Annotated in this window: 10 protein-coding genes and 2 pseudogenes; 9 read left to right on the top strand and 3 right to left on the bottom strand. The window is 69.9% G+C overall.

From position 1 onward, the window contains the following. The first annotated feature begins 43 nt into the window (after positions 1 to 43). The 3 genes from ACZ7M2_RS28885 to ACZ7M2_RS28875 all read left to right on the top strand — a co-directional run bounded on the left by ACZ7M2_RS28885 (position 44) and on the right by ACZ7M2_RS28875 (position 2,934). A complete protein-coding gene (locus ACZ7M2_RS28885; RefSeq protein WP_352047525.1) occupies positions 44 to 445 on the top strand; it encodes a nuclear transport factor 2 family protein in 402 nt (133 codons plus the stop codon). 16 nt (positions 446 to 461) lie between these two features. Beyond that, positions 462 to 1,901 (top strand): gamma-aminobutyraldehyde dehydrogenase, encoded by a 1,440-nt coding sequence (locus tag ACZ7M2_RS28880; RefSeq protein ID WP_403692120.1) that lies wholly within the window; start codon positions 462 to 464, stop codon positions 1,899 to 1,901. A 175-nt stretch (positions 1,902 to 2,076) separates the two neighbouring features. Further along, complete coding sequence (locus ACZ7M2_RS28875) at positions 2,077 to 2,934, top strand: SCO2400 family protein (protein WP_471597747.1); 858 nt, start codon at positions 2,077 to 2,079, stop codon at positions 2,932 to 2,934. A gap of 109 nt (positions 2,935 to 3,043) precedes the next feature. On the opposite strand, the pseudogene ACZ7M2_RS28870 reads toward ACZ7M2_RS28875, so the two are convergent. Next, positions 3,044 to 3,385: pseudogene (locus ACZ7M2_RS28870) on the bottom strand (dihydroxyacetone kinase subunit DhaK); the annotation flags it as partial. 24 nt (positions 3,386 to 3,409) lie between these two features. Next, a pseudogene (locus ACZ7M2_RS28865) lies at positions 3,410 to 3,582 on the bottom strand (dihydroxyacetone kinase subunit DhaK); the annotation flags it as partial. 219 nt (positions 3,583 to 3,801) lie between these two features. Here ACZ7M2_RS28865 and ACZ7M2_RS28860 point away from each other — a divergent pair. Then, positions 3,802 to 4,260 (top strand): PPOX class F420-dependent oxidoreductase, encoded by a 459-nt coding sequence (locus tag ACZ7M2_RS28860; RefSeq protein WP_471597746.1) that lies wholly within the window; start codon positions 3,802 to 3,804, stop codon positions 4,258 to 4,260. 99 nt (positions 4,261 to 4,359) lie between these two features. On the opposite strand, the gene ACZ7M2_RS28855 is transcribed toward ACZ7M2_RS28860, so the two are convergent. Then, positions 4,360 to 5,361 carry a LacI family DNA-binding transcriptional regulator gene (locus tag ACZ7M2_RS28855; protein WP_054235783.1) on the bottom strand — a complete coding sequence of 334 codons (1,002 nt, stop codon included), beginning with the start codon at positions 5,359 to 5,361 and terminating at the stop codon, positions 4,360 to 4,362. A gap of 390 nt (positions 5,362 to 5,751) precedes the next feature. Between ACZ7M2_RS28855 and ACZ7M2_RS28850 the strand changes: the two genes are divergently transcribed. The 5 genes from ACZ7M2_RS28850 to ACZ7M2_RS28830 form a co-directional block, all read left to right on the top strand. Continuing rightward, complete coding sequence (locus tag ACZ7M2_RS28850; protein ID WP_352047520.1) at positions 5,752 to 7,086, top strand: ABC transporter substrate-binding protein; 1,335 nt, start codon at positions 5,752 to 5,754, stop codon at positions 7,084 to 7,086. Positions 7,087 to 7,093: 7 nt separating this feature from the next. Beyond that, positions 7,094 to 8,026 (top strand): carbohydrate ABC transporter permease, encoded by a 933-nt coding sequence (locus ACZ7M2_RS28845; protein WP_471597745.1) that lies wholly within the window; start codon positions 7,094 to 7,096, stop codon positions 8,024 to 8,026. Between the two features lie 47 nt (positions 8,027 to 8,073). Next, positions 8,074 to 8,880 carry a carbohydrate ABC transporter permease gene (locus ACZ7M2_RS28840; RefSeq protein ID WP_352047604.1) on the top strand — a complete coding sequence of 269 codons (807 nt, stop codon included), beginning with the start codon at positions 8,074 to 8,076 and terminating at the stop codon, positions 8,878 to 8,880. Between the two features lie 41 nt (positions 8,881 to 8,921). Further along, positions 8,922 to 11,657 (top strand): glycoside hydrolase family 38 N-terminal domain-containing protein, encoded by a 2,736-nt coding sequence (locus ACZ7M2_RS28835; protein ID WP_471597744.1) that lies wholly within the window; start codon positions 8,922 to 8,924, stop codon positions 11,655 to 11,657. Between the two features lie 44 nt (positions 11,658 to 11,701). Beyond that, positions 11,702 to 14,721 (top strand): glycoside hydrolase family 2 TIM barrel-domain containing protein (locus tag ACZ7M2_RS28830; protein ID WP_471597743.1); only part of this gene is annotated, 3,020 nt, incomplete at its 3' end.

Here is a 14,721-nt window from a genome sequence, read left to right as displayed (position 1 = left end):
CGTTCCGGCCCCGCTGCCGAACGCCCGTGACCAGGAGCCGTGCATGAGCACCACCACTGTCCAGGAAGTCCGGACCGCCGCGGACGCGCTTGTCGCCGCCTTCGCCGAGGGCCGCCTCGACGACTACTTCGGCGCCTTCGCCCCCGACGCGACCTTCATCTTCCACACCACCCCGCAGCGGCTCGGCTCCACGGCCGAGTACCGCGCGCTCTGGCAGCAGTGGGTGGAACAGGACGGCTTCCGCATCCTCGGCTGCACCTCGTCGGCACAGCTGATCCAGCCCGTCGGCGACACCGCCGTTTTCAGTCACGACGTCGAAACCCGGGTCGCCACCCACGCCGGGGAGGAGACGGTCCACGAGCGGGAGACCATCGTGTTCACCCGCGCCGACGACGGCGGCTGGGTCGCCGTCCACGAGCACCTGTCCGCCCGTACCGCCGCCTGACCAGGAGAGACGTTCCATGAGCACCATCTTCCGCAACTACATCGACGGTGCGTTCGCGGACGCCTCGGACGGCCGCACGCTCGATGTGGTGGATCCCACCACCGGTGACGTCTACGCGACCTCCCCACTGTCGGGGGCGGCCGACGTCGACGCGGCGATGGCAGCCGCGGCCTCGGCGTTCCCCGTCTGGCGCGACACCACCCCGTCCGTGCGGCAGCGCGCGCTGTTGAAGATCGCCGACGCGATGGAGGCACGGGCCGACGAACTGGTCGCCGCCGAGAGCCGGGACACCGGCAAGCCGCTCCACCTCACCCGCAGTGAGGAACTCGCCCCCGCCATCGACCAGGTCCGCTTCTTCGCGGGTGCGGCCCGCATGCTGGAGGGCCGCTCGGCCGGTGAGTACATGGAGGGGATGACCTCCATCATCCGCCGCGAGCCGGTCGGTGTGTGCGCCCAGGTGGCGCCATGGAACTACCCCCTGCTGATGGCGGTGTGGAAGTTCGCCCCGGCGCTCGCGGCGGGCAACGCGGTGGTCCTCAAGCCCTCGGACACCACCCCGGCCTCCACGGTGCTGATCGCCGAGATCATCGGCGGTGTCCTGGAAGAGCTGGCACTGCCCCGCGGGATCTTCAACGTCATCTGCGGCGACCGTGACACGGGCCGCCTGATGGTGGAGCACCCGACCCCCGCGATGGCCTCCATCACGGGTTCGGTACGCGCCGGTATCCAGGTCGCCCAGAGCGCGGCCAAGGACGTCAAGCGGGTCCACCTGGAGCTCGGCGGCAAGGCCCCCGCGGTGATCTTCGAGGACGCCGACCTGGCGAAGGCGGTCGAGGACCTGGTGGTCGGCGGCTTCTTCAACGCCGGTCAGGACTGCACGGCCGCGACCCGCGTCCTGGTCCACGAGTCGGTCCACGACGAGTTCGTCGCCGCCCTCGCCAAGGCCGCGGCCGACACCAGGACCGGGCTGCCGGACGACGAGGACGTGCTCTACGGACCGCTGAACAACGCGGGCCAGCTCGCCCAGGTCACCGGCTTCATCGAGCGCCTCCCCGAGCACGCCAGGATCGAGGCGGGCGGCCACCGGGTCGGCGAGCGGGGCTACTTCTATGCCCCGACCGTGGTCTCCGGCCTCAAGCAGGACGACGAGATCATCCAGAACGAGGTCTTCGGCCCGGTCATCACCGTCCAGTCCTTCACGGACGAGGCCCAGGCCGTGCGGTACGCCAACGGCGTCGACTACGCACTGGCTTCCTCGGTGTGGACTAAGGACCACGCGCGGGCGATGCGGATGTCGAAGAACCTCGACTTCGGATGTGTGTGGATCAACACCCACATGGCCCTCGTCGCCGAGATGCCGCACGGCGGCTTCAAGAAGTCCGGCTACGGCAAGGACCTCTCCGCGTACGGCTTCGAGGACTACACCCGGATCAAGCACGTCATGACGTCGCTCTGACTTCCGGCTGACATCCCGGAACGCGTCGGCCGACCCTGAGAATCCGCACAACAGCGCCACACGGACTGCACACAGGCTTTCGAAAGCCTCGTTAGCGTTGCTGGCTGCTCGATCTCACGTGCGAGCGCGACCAGGCCCGGCGGGGCGACGGCATGTCAACTCAGGAAGACCGCAAATGGACTACTGCTCCTCGTGTCGGCGGCATCTCAATGGCGCCCTGGTGTGTCCCGGGTGTGGCGCTTACGCTCCGGACATCGCGCCGGTCACCGTCGACCGTGGCATCGTCCCGGCCTGGGTCGGCACGGCGCCGACGAGCACAGCGGTGAGCGCATCGGTGCCGTGGGAGTCCACGGCCTCGCAGGCGTGGCACGACGGCCGTCTCGATGACGAGGCTGGGGTCGCGGCCGACCTGGAGGAAGCCCCGCGGACCGACCCGTACCGCGACATCGAGGGCGCGCCGCCCGCACCGCAAGGGCGGGCGGCGCGGCGTCGCCAGATGGCCCGCTGGAAGAAGAACCAGCGCCGGGCCGTGGTCGCGACCGCCGTCGCGCTCGTCGGCGGCGGCCTGACCGTCGCCTCGATGAACCGGCACTCCGCCGACCAGGCACAGGCGGCGACAGCGCCTGACGTCACCACCATGGGCACCGCGGACGAACAGGCGACCGACCAGCCCAGCCCGTCGTCGACACAACCTCAAACTCACGTGTCTTCGCACACTCCCCCCGCGCAGGCGACCACGACCGCCCTTGCACGCCGGCAGTCCATCGGTGCCCCGTCCCACGTCACGCCGGCGAGCGCTCAGCCGTTCGCCGCTGCCTCTTCTCATCCGACGGCGGCGTCGGCGACCCCTCAGCCTCAGGCCGCCTCCCCGTCCTCCGTCGGAACGGTGCCCGACCACACCACTACGTCGGTGCAGGAGACGTCCGCGCCTGCCGGCGCCGACGGCACGGCCTCGGGGACACCGCAGGCGGCCCCGACGCCGACAAAGACGTCACCTTCACACATCTGCCTGCTCCTGGTGTGCCTCGGCTGACCGCGCCGAACGTTCGACCAGCTGAGACGGGAAGCCGGCGCCTGATCCTCCGGGCGAGGAGCGTCGTCGTTCCCTCAGAACACGCGGATCGGGATCTCGGCGGGGCGGCGAGCAGATCGGAGAGCTCGTCGTCCAGCCGGACCGGTGTGACGGAGACGCCGGCCATGTCGAACGAGGTGCAGTACTCACCGACGCAGCTGCGCCCGATCTCGATGCCCCGCTCGGTCAGCTGCTTGTGGGCCCGTCCGTACACCAGGCAGAGCTCACCCACCATCGCGTCCGCCGACTGGAGCTTCTCCCGCTTCCGGCCCGGCTCGCCGTGGATGCCCACGCCCATCTCGACCGCGTCCTCGGGCAGGTCGAACAGCGGCGAGCCCTTCTCCGGCGGCGTGCAGGCGGTGAGCGCCATGCCCATGGAACGGGTGGCGGAGTTGACCTTCTCTCCGATCCGGTGGACCTCGCCGACAGCTCCTCGGCCATCTCGAAGGCCATCCGGTCCCCCGTGTAGTTGGTGACCAGCAGCAGGACGCCCTTCGGGGAGGCGACCAGCTTGACCGTCTCGTAGACGGAGTCGGCCGGCGGCGCGGCGAACACATCGCCGGGACAGGCCGCGTCGAGCATCCCCTTGCCGACGGTCATCACATGCGCCGGCTCGTGACCCCGTCACTCCTTCGTGGTGCCGGTCCCGGATGCCCGGAGGCGATCCGGGAGCCGGGTCCGTCACCCGCCGTCCGTCGCGTGGGGAACTTGCGCGTAGGCATCGGCGGGCCGGTGCGGCCGGTCAGCGCCACCGTCGCCGCACCGGTGGCGACGTCGGACGGACGGAACCCGGGAAATGCCGGGCGTACAACGGATGTTGCTCACGTCATGACTCAAGACCCCGCACCGCGCCTCCTGTCCGACGAAGCCCTCTCCCACCTGCTCGGCAAGCAGCGGTTCGGCACCCTCGCCACGGTCAAACGCTCCGGCCATCCCCACCTGACCACCATGCTCTACAGCTGGGACGCCGAGGCCCGCGTCCTGCGGTTCTCGACGACGGCCGACCGCGTCAAGGTCAAGCACCTGCGGCGCGACCCGCATGCCGCGCTGCATGTGCACGGCGGCGACGTGTGGTCGTTCGCCGTCGCCGAGGGCACGGCCTCCGTCTCCGAGATCACGACGGTTCCCGGTGACGCGGTCGGGCGGGAACTCCTCGGGATGGTCCCGAAGGACTCGAAGCCGGCGGACGAAGCCGCGTTCCTGCGGCAGTTGGTCGACGAGCGTCGGTTGGTCATCCGGTTGAAGGTGGACCGGTTGTACGGAACGGCGCTCGACATCAACGGCTAGGGTCCGCCGGGAAGGCGCTGGTCACCGCCGCGGCGCCGGCCACGGACGGCCACCGTCGGCGGGACAGGCCAGTCCCTCCCCCGACCGACCGCACACGGCCTACGCGGACTCACGCAGCCTGAGCTCCGCCCCCACCACCAGTTCGTCATGGCCGAGCGGATCCTCGCCGGTCAGCAGCCGGGCCGTCTGCTCCACGACGAGAGCACCGAGCGCCCGCGTGTCCAGGGCCACGGTGGACAGCGGCGGCTCGACGAGCGCCCCCAGTTGGAGGCCGTCGAAGCCGATCACCGCGAGGTCGCGAGGAACCTCGCGTCCGAGCCGGCGCGCTCCGCGCAGCGCACCTATGGCGACGATGTCGTTGAAGGCGAACACGGCCGTCACATCCGGGTGTTCGGCGAGCAGGTCCTTCAGCGCGCTCTCCCCGCCCTCCACGCTCTGGTCGGCGCGGCTCACCGGGCCGGCGTCGAGCCCGCAGGCGGCCATCGCGTCGGCGAACCAGGCGTGGCGGATGCTGGGCTCGGACCGGCCCGCATGATCGAGCATGCCGATGTGCCGGTGCCCGGACTCGACGAGGTGCGCGATGGCCGCGCGGACGCCCTTCTCGCCGTCGATCCGGATGGAACTGAACCGTTCGGTACGGTGCTCCCGGTCGATGAGCACCACGGGCAGCCCGCGTGCCAGTTTGTCGATCTCGTCCTCGGGCTGGCTCAGATAGCCGACCACGGCGTCCACCTGGGAGGCGATTACCTGGAGTGTGCCGCGCTCCTCCTCGATGCGGTCACCCGTGTCGTACACGACGACATGCCAGCCACGGGACCGCGCCGCGTCCAGAGCTGCCGCGGCGACCTCGGTGAAGAACGGGTTGAGCAGGTCGGGGATCACCAGCCCGACGCTGATGGTGTCCTGTCGCACGAGCCCTCTGGCGAACCTGCTGGGGCGGTACCCCAGCGCGAGCGCCGCGTCGAGGACGCGCTGCTTGGTCGTGACGTCGATCTCGCCCTTGTCGTTGAGCGCCCGTGACACCGTCTGCCGGGACACTCCTGCGGTCCGGGCCACATCGTTGATCGTCACTCTGCGGGGTCCGGTCCCCGACGACGCCATCACTACCTCCGTACCTGAGTCGACGCAGGCGCGCCGTAGGGACACTGAGTATGCACCGGGCCGAAGCCATGGTGCGACCTTGTGCGCGGGCGCTCGACGATCATGGCCGTGGTGCGGCCTTCGCCGCTGGCGCCAGGCCATCATCGGTGGTCAGCGGCGTCATGTGAGCTCTCCTTGACCTGCCGGACGCATGGACGACTCAAGAGTCTTGACACTCGGCCGTGCCGCGGCGCAAACTCCGAGTCGCTTCATCACACGGTCCCGTGAACGCTCCCGTGAACGTTCACGTGAACGCTCACGAACCTTATCCCAACCAGAAGGCATCCCCGCCTGAGCTGTCAACGTCGACCCGCCTAGCGCCGCCGCTAGTCGTTCTCTGGAACGGAAAACATGAGCAAGACAGTCACGCGCACCCGTCTCGCCGCCGTCGCCGCGGCAGCCACTCTCGTCGCCCTCGCCGGTTGCTCGTCGTCCGCTCCGTCGGACAAGGCGTCCGCGGCCTCCTGCACCCCGGCCAAGGGGAAGGTCACCCTCCAGTACTGGAACACCGTTCCGGGCATGGACAAGGTCGTGGACCTGTGGAACAAGAAGAACCCGGACATCCAGGTCCAGACGAAGAACATCTCCAACGACCAGTACGGCACCCTCGGCAACGCCCTCAAGGCGGGCAAGGCGCCGGACCTCGCTCAGGTGGGCTACGACGAGCTCCCCGCCCTGCGCACCCAGAACGCCTTCGTGGACGCCTCGGCGTGCTCGGCGGCCACCGCGGCCAAGTCGAAGTTCGTGCCGTGGACCTGGTCGCAGACCAGCTTCGGCGGCACGGGCGTGTTCGCCCTCCCGCAGGACACCGGTCCGATGGCCCTGTACGTGCGCAGTGACATCTTCAAGAAGTACGACATCGCGATCCCCACGACCTGGGACGAGTACGCGGCGGCCGCGCAGAAGCTGCACAAGGCGGACCCCAGCCTCGACATCACCTTCTTCGACCCGAACAACGCCGAGTGGTTCAACGGGCTCCTCTGGCAGAACAGCGCCCAGATGTACGGCTACTCCGGCGACAAGTGGCACGTCACCGTCGCGTCGGACCAGAGCAAGCAGGTCGCCGACTACTGGCAGAAGCTGATCACCGGCAAGCTCGTGCGCACCGACCTCGCCAACGGTTCGACGCAGATGTACGCCGCCTACCAGAAGGACCAGATCGCCAGCTACGTCGGCGCCGCCTGGGGCTACAGCATGTTCCGCGACAACCTGCCCAAGCAGTCCGGCAAGTGGTCGATCGTACCGATGCCGACGTGGGGCGCGAACGGCGCCTCCGGCGACTGGGGCGGCTCGACCGTCGCGTTCATGAAGGGCAGCACGCACCTCTACGAGTCGGTCAAGTTCAACACCTGGCTGAACTCCGACCCGGAGGCGCTGGCACTCGAGAACCAGTTGGGCGGTCTCTACCCGGCGGCCGACGCGGGGCTCAAGCTGCCCGCGCTGTCGAAGGGTGTGCCGTACTACAACAACGAGAAGATCTTCGACGTCTTCGCCGACTCGTCCAGGAAGATCGACACCAACTTCGCCTGGGGCCCCACCCAGAAGACGGTGAACCTGGCCCTCCAGGACGCGATGGCCAAGGCCGCGGCCGGTGACGGCACGCTGACCGACGCGCTCTCGGCGGCCCAGGCCGCCGCCCTGAAGTCGATGAAGGCCCAGGCGATCCCGGCCACGGCGGGCAAGTGACCTGGGAATGACCGACATCGCACCCCGCGCGGTGACGTCAGGTGGCCGCCGCCGTCCAGGCGGCGGCCCCCGGGCGGCCACCGTCATCGCGTTCCTCACCCCGTTCTTCCTGCCGTTCGTGCTGTTCTACCTGGTGCCCGTCGGCTACGCGCTCTGGCAGAGCTTCCGCGTCGTGCGCCGCACCGGAGGCCAGTACGGGACCTCGTACACGACTTTCGGCGGATTCGACCAGTACACGCAGGTGTTCCAGAACAGCGAGTTCTGGAACAGCATCGGCCGCATCGGGCTGTTCGGCATCGTGCAGGTGCCCGTCATGCTGTTCGTCGCACTGGTCATGGCGCTGCTGCTCGACACGCCCCTGCTGAAGCTCAAGGCGTTCTTCCGCATCACCGCGTTCATGCCGTACGCCGTTCCCGGGGTCATCGCCGCGATCATGTGGTCGTACCTGTACTCGCCGCAGCTCAGCCCCGTTGTCGACCTGTTCGAGCGCATCGGCCTGCACCCCGATTTCCTCGGTCCGGGCGCCGTGCTGTGGTCGGCGGCGAACGTCTCCACCTGGCTCTGGACCGGCTACAACATGCTGATCATGTACTCGGCGCTCCAGTCGATCCCGCAGGAGCTCTACGAGGCCGCGAAGATCGACGGCGCGACCAACTGGACGATCGCATGGCGGATCAAGGTCCCGATCATCGCGCCGTCGATCGTCCTGACGACGGTGTTCTCGATCATCGGCACGCTCCAGCTCTACGCCGAGCCGGCCGTGCTGCGCCAGATCTCCTCGAACATCTCCAGCACGTTCACCCCGAACATGCTGGCCTACGCGGTGGCCTCCGGGAACAACTACCAGCAGGCCGCCGCCATTTCGGTGGTCATCGCCGTCATCACCTTCGTCTTGAGCTTCGGGTTCATGCGACTCACCTCGAAGAAGGCGGGACTGTGAGCAACCCCTCCACGATCCGCGAGAGCCGGGGCAGCCGTACGGCCGTCATGGCCCTGATGTTCCTCCTGGCCGTCTACTTCCTGTTGCCGGTGTACTTCCTGGTCGTCGCGGCGACGAAGCCGCAGGGTGAGCTCGCCACCACCAACGGGCTGGCGTTCTCGCACTTCAACCTGTTCGAGAACCTGCGGATCCTGTTCACCCGCAGCGACGGCATCTTCGGGCGGTGGGCCCTCAACACCGTCATCTACGCGGTGCTGGGCGCGGCCGTGGGCACCCTGATCTCGGCCCTGTGCGGCTACGCGCTGGCCAAGTTCCGCTTCCGCGGCAGGGAGTTCCTCTTCTCCGTCGTGCTCGGCGGTGTCCTCGTCCCGACCACCGCGCTGGCACTGCCGCTGTTCCTGCTCTTCTCGGCGACCGGGATCGTCAACACCTACCTCGCGGTGTTCCTGCCCAGCATCGTCAGCCCGTTCGGTGTCTATCTGGCGCGCATCTTCGCCAACGCCGCCGTCCCGCAGGAGCTGATCGAGTCGGCGCGGCTGGACGGCGCCGGCGAGTTCCGCACGTTCTTCTCGGTGTCGTCCAGGCTGATGACGCCGGCCCTGGTGACCATCTTCCTGTTCCAGTTCGTGGCCATCTGGAACAACTTCTTCCTGCCGATGGTGATGCTCCAGAAGGAGTCACTGTTCCCGATCACGCTCGGTCTGTACGAGTGGAACGGCCAGACCGCCCGGGCCCCGCTGCTCCAGGAGTCCGTGATCACCGGCTCGCTGGTGTCGATCGTGCCGGTGATCATCGTGTTCATCCTCCTCCAGCGGTTCTGGCGCACCGGGCTCGCCGCCGGTTCCCTCAAGTGACCGCTCTCCCCCGCACATCCGCACAGAAGGTCCCCCTCGCCATGCAGAACTCCGCCGTCTTCGTGCCCCATTTCCACTGGGACCGGGAGTGGTACGAGCCGTTCCAGGTGTTCCGGCACCGGCTCGTCACCGCCCTGGACACCGTGCTGGAGACGGCCGAGGCGAACCCGGACTTCCGGTTCACCGTCGACGGACAGATGGCCGCGGTCGAGGACTACCTGGAGATGCGGCCGGAGAACCGCGACCGCTTCGTAGCGCTGGTGCGCGAGGGCCGGCTCGCCATCGGACCGTGGCTGATCCTGCTCGACGAGTTCCTCTGCTCGGGCGAGACGATCGTGCGCAACCTCCGGATGGGCTGGGACGCGGCGGAGCGACTGGGCGGTGCGATGCCCGTCGGGTATCTGCCGGACATGTTCGGCCACATCGCGCAGATGCCGCAGATCCTGGCCCGCGCCGGGATCGAGCACGCGGCGCTGTGGCGCGGTGTGCCCGGCTCCGTCGACGGCCACGCCTTCCGCTGGCGCGCGCCGGACGGTTCCGAGGTGCGCACCGAGTTCCTCTTCGACGGCTACGACAACGGTCTCGACGTCCTGCTGGTGCCCGACCGGATCGGCCGCGCGCTCGGCGACTACGCGCGGATGACGGCCGAGCGATGGGGCGGTGACCCGGTGCTGGCGATGGCCGGCACCGACCACAACGCGCCCGACCCGCGGCTCGCGGACTGGCTGCGGCGCGCTTCCGGCGGGGAGCGCGCCATCACGATCGCGACCCTCGACGAGTACATCCGCGAGCACGTGCGGGACGAGGTGTCCGCCGTCGTCACCGGCGAGCTGCGCAGCCATGTCCGCGGCAACATCCTGCCCGGCGTGCTCTCCGTGCGGCTCGGGCTCAAGCAGCGGATGGCCGTGGCCGAACGCACCGTGGACCACGCCGAGCGTGTGAACGCCCTGTGGTCCCGGCGGGACGACACGCCGTTCCTGTCCCTCGCCTGGCACAAGATCATCGAGTCGACGGCGCACGACTCGGTCGTCGGCTCGGGCACCGACGAGACCTGCGACCAGGTCGACGCCCGCCTGGCCGAGGCCGCGCAGACCGCGCGTGCCGTGCGGGACGCCGCGCTCGCCGAGCCCGCCTCCCGGGTGCCGAGCGACGCTCATCTCGTCGTCAACCCGCTGCCGTTCGCCCGTACGGCGCTGGTCGAGGTGGACGTCGTGGCGCCACCTGCGGGAGCCGGGCTGGTCGCGACCGCCGCCGACGGCTCCACGCACTCCGTGCAACTGATCTCACAGGCCCCGACCGTGCTGAGCGACGAGCGCATGGACGCCTCCCGGCTCGAACGCGTCCTGCGCCGCATCCACCGCCGCGAGTTGTTCGGCCGGCTGATCGACCACTACGAACTCACCCCGAACTCGCTCGTGTTCCACCTCGCCGAGGTGCCCACGAGCGGACCGTTCGACCTGCTGAACCTGCGCCGTGAGGTCGCCGAGGCGGCTGCCGCGCACCCGGGCGAGTGGCGGGTGCTGACGCTGGAGGAGGCGCGGGCGACCGCGCTGGTGCCCGTGCACGTGCCGGCCTCCGGGCTGGCGAGCTTCCGCGTCGCGCCGAGCCGGTGGCCGGCCGCCCCGTCGGCCACCCTCGCGGATGCCACGGCGACGCCTCGCGGAGTGTCCAACGGCCTGGTCGACGTCGAGGTCGCCGCCGACGGCACCCTGACCGTGACCGGCGCCGACGGCACCGTCCTGAGCGGCGTCGGCCGCCTCGTCGACGGCGGTGATCGCGGCGACAGCTACAACTACGCGCCCCCGGCGCGGGACGTACTCGTGTCGGAGCCGGTGGAGACGACCGTCGACGTCGTCGAAGAGGGTCCGCTGCGCTCCCGGTTGCGGATCAGCCGCGTCTACGCATGGCCCGCCGCGCTGTCCGACGACCGCGATCTGCGCGCCGGGCGGACCGTGGCGACTCCGGTGGAGACGCTCGTCGAGGTGCGCGCGGGCGAGCCGTTCGTCCGGGTCTCCACGTCGTTCCTGAACCAGTCCGCCGACCACCGGCTGCGGTTCCACGTGCCGCTGCCCGAGCCGGTGACCGTCTCCGCGTCCGCCGGACAGTTCGCCGTGACGGAGCGCGGGCTCACGGCCGAGGGCGGCTGGGGCGAGTACCCGCTCCCGACCTTCCCGGCGAGCTCGTTCGTGTCTGCCGGAGCGGCGACCGTGCTGCTCGACCACTCCAGCGAGTACGAACTCGTCGACGGCGGCGCGGAACTGGCCGTCACCCTGCTGCGCGCGATCGGCTCGATCAGCGTCAACATCCACCCTCTGCGCGACGAGCCCGCGGCGAGCGAGATCCCCGCGCCGGGTGCGCAGGACCTCGGCATGCGGATCGCGAACCGCTTCGCCGTGCTGCCCTCCTCGACCGGCTGGCAGGGGGCCGACGCGGTCGCCCTCGCCGAGGACTTCCGTAACGACGTGCTCGTCACCCGCGGTACCGCACCCGGCGGAGGCGACCTGCCGGACGACGCGACCGGACTCCGGGTCGACGGCAGGGACGTCCTCGTCTCCAGCGTCCGCCGCGTCACCGACGACGAGCGCGGGTCCGGAACCGAGGTGCGACTGGCCGCGCTGAGCGACACCGGCTCGGCCGTCCGGGTTTCTGGCTCGTTCACCGAGGCGACAACGGTCGACCTGCTCGGCAGACCGCTCTCCGTGGAAGCCGAATCGTCCGGCGACGGCCTCGAACTCGCCCTCGGCCCCTGGGAGATCCGCACCGTGGTCCTCCGCTAGCCCTCAAAGAATCTCCCCGCTGCCACCAAGAAAGTTGTGACCTCTTGCCCTCCGAGCTTTCCGCGTACGTTTCGGACCCCACACCCGGGCGCGGTGCCCTGCGCCCGGCACGCTCGTGGCTGCACTCCGACGCTCCCTCGCTCTCGCTGAACGGAGCCTGGCGTTTCCGGCTGTCGCCCACGGCGTCGGTGGCACAGGACTTCGCGGCCGAGGAATTCGACGACCACGGCTGGGAGAGCATCCCGGTGCCGTCCCACTGGGTGCTGGAGGGCGACGGAGCCCACGGCCGGCCGATCTACACCAACATCCAGTTCCCGTTCCCGATCGACCCGCCCCACGTCCCGGACGAGAACCCCACCGGCGACTACCGGCGTCACTTCGCCCTACCCGCCGACTGGTCCGACGCCGAACGGATCGTGCTGCGGTTCGACGGTGTCGAGTCGCTCTTGCGGGTCTGGGTCAACGGTGTCGACATCGGCAGTGCCGGCGGCAGCCGGCTCGCCCACGAGTTCGACGTCACGCGGGCGGTGCGTCCGGGCGACAACGTCGTCGCCGTACGAGTGCATCAGTGGTCGGCGGCCAGTTACGTCGAGGACCAGGACCAGTGGTGGCTGCCGGGCATCTTCCGCGACGTCACGCTGACCGCCCGGCCGCTCGGCGGCATCGAGGACGTCTGGCTGCGGACCGGATTCCGCGACGGTCACGGGCGCGTCGAAGCGGAGATCACCGCCGAGGCGTCCGCGTTCCCGGTCACCCTGCGCATCCCCGAACTCGGCATCGAGCGGGTCTGGGCGACCGCTGCCGACGTGACGCCCGTCGACACCGGCGAGGTGGAGCCCTGGTCGGCCGAGCAGCCCCGCCTGTACGACGCCACCGTGTCGACGGCGGCGGAGAGCATCGCGCTGCGCGTGGGCTTCCGGACGGTCGAGATCCGCGGTGACCGGTTCCTGGTCAACGGCCGTCGTGTCGTGTTCCACGGGGTCAACCGCCACGAGGCGCATCCCGTGCGCGGCCGGGTCTTCGACGAGGAGCACGCCCGCGAGGACCTGGCCCGGATGAAGCGGTTCAACGTGAACGCCATCCGCACCAGCCACTACCCGCCGCATCCGCGTCTGCTCGACCTCGCCGACGAACTCGGCTTCTGGGTCGTGCTCGAATGCGATCTGGAAACCCACGGCTTCGAGAAGCTCGGCTGGGTGGGCAACCCGAGCGACGACCCGGCTTGGCGGGAGGCGTACCTCGACCGCATCCGGCGGACGGTGGAACGGGACAAGAACCACCCGAGCATCGTGATCTGGTCGCTCGGCAACGAGTCGGGTACCGGTAGCAACCTCGCCGCCATGTCGGCCTGGGTGCACGCACGGGACGCCGAACGCCCCGTGCACTACGAGGGCGACTACACCGGCGAGTACACCGACGTGTACTCCCGCATGTACGCGTCGGTGCCGGAGACCGAGCGCATCGGCACGGACGGTACGGACACGCCGCTGCTGAACTGCACCCCCGCGCAGAGCGCCCGGCAGCGGGCCAAGCCGTTCCTGCTGTGCGAGTACGCCCACGCCATGGGCAACGGGCCGGGGGCGCTCGATCAGTACGAGGCGCTGGTGCACGAACATCCGCGGCTGCACGGCGGGTTCGTCTGGGAATGGCGCGACCACGGCATCCTGGCCACGGCGGCGGACGGCACTGCGTACCACGCCTACGGAGGCGACTTCGGGGAGGTCGTGCACGACGGCAACTTCGTGATGGACGGCATGCTGCTGAGCGACGACGTCCCGACTCCCAGCCTGTACGAGTACAAGGTGGTCGTACAGCCGCTCCGTTTCGTCTTCGACGGCGACAAGGTCGCGGTGACGAACCTGCGGCACTCGGCCGACACGTCCGACCTGCGCTTTCGCTGGCGCGTCGAGCACGACGGAACGCCTGTGGACGCCGGGGACCTGGAGGTCCCGGTGGTCGCGGCGGGCGAGTCGGGGTGGGTGTCCCTCCCGCCGGTCCCGGTGGCGCCCGAGGGCGAGACATGGCTGACGATCGACGCGGTCCTGACGACCGCCGCCCCCTGGGCCCCCCTGGGGCATGTGGTGGCCACCGTCCAGTCGGACCGTTCGCCGCACATCCCCGTGCCCGCCGTCCGGCATCGCAATGGCTGGCGACCGGACCCCGGAACGCTGACGCTCGGGGCCGCCGAGTTCGTAGACGGCCGCCTCGTGAATCTGGCCGGCCGGGCCGTGACAGGACCACGGCTGGAGTTGTTCCGTGCGCCGACCGACAACGACGAGAGCCCGTCGGACGGTGTGGAGGAGAGCGACGCGAGTGTCCCGGGGGTGTCCAACGCCGAGCTGTGGCGTCGCGACGGTCTCGATCGGCTCACCGCACGTCGTGTGTCGGTGGAGCGCCCCCACGACAAGGCGGACGCGCTGCGCACGCTCGACAAGGTCTCCACGGCGAACTCCGCCCTGTTCGTGATGGTGGAGTCCGTCTGGTCGCTCGAAGCCGGCGAGCTCGAACTCCGGGTGGAGATCGAGCCGTCGAGGGGCTGGAGCACGGTGTGGCCACGGATCGGAATCCGCTTCGACCTGCCCGACGGCGGGGCGCCCGTCGACGGCGCCGAGTGGTTCGGGCTCGGCCCGTGGGAGTCGTACCCCGACAGTCTGCGGGCGGCGCGCACCGGCCGTTTCTCCTCCGGCATCGACGACCTCTCGGTCGACTACGCACGTCCCCAGGAGACCGGACACCGGTCCGGCCTGCGCCGGCTGACCCTCACGAGCACGGGCGCGAGGGTGTTCCGTGTCGAGGCCCTGCCCGACACGCACGGACGGCGGCCCGGCTTCACGCTCAGCCGCCACACACCCCAGGAACTCGCACGGGCCGCACACCCGTACGAACTCCCCGCCTCGACGACGAGCCGTCTGACCATCGACGCGGCGCAGCACGGACTCGGTTCGCGGTCGTGCGGCCCGGACGTGTGGCCCGATTTCGCCCTGCGTCCCGAGGCCCGCACGATCAGGCTGCGCATCTGGGCCGGCTGGGGGGGGGGGGCGAAGCAGAGGGTGGGAAGAAGGGG

This window comes from Streptomyces sp. NPDC111507 (genome assembly GCF_055638955.1).
The sequence above is the reverse complement of the archived record's forward strand: the minus strand, read 5'-3'. Positions and strand labels throughout refer to the sequence as shown.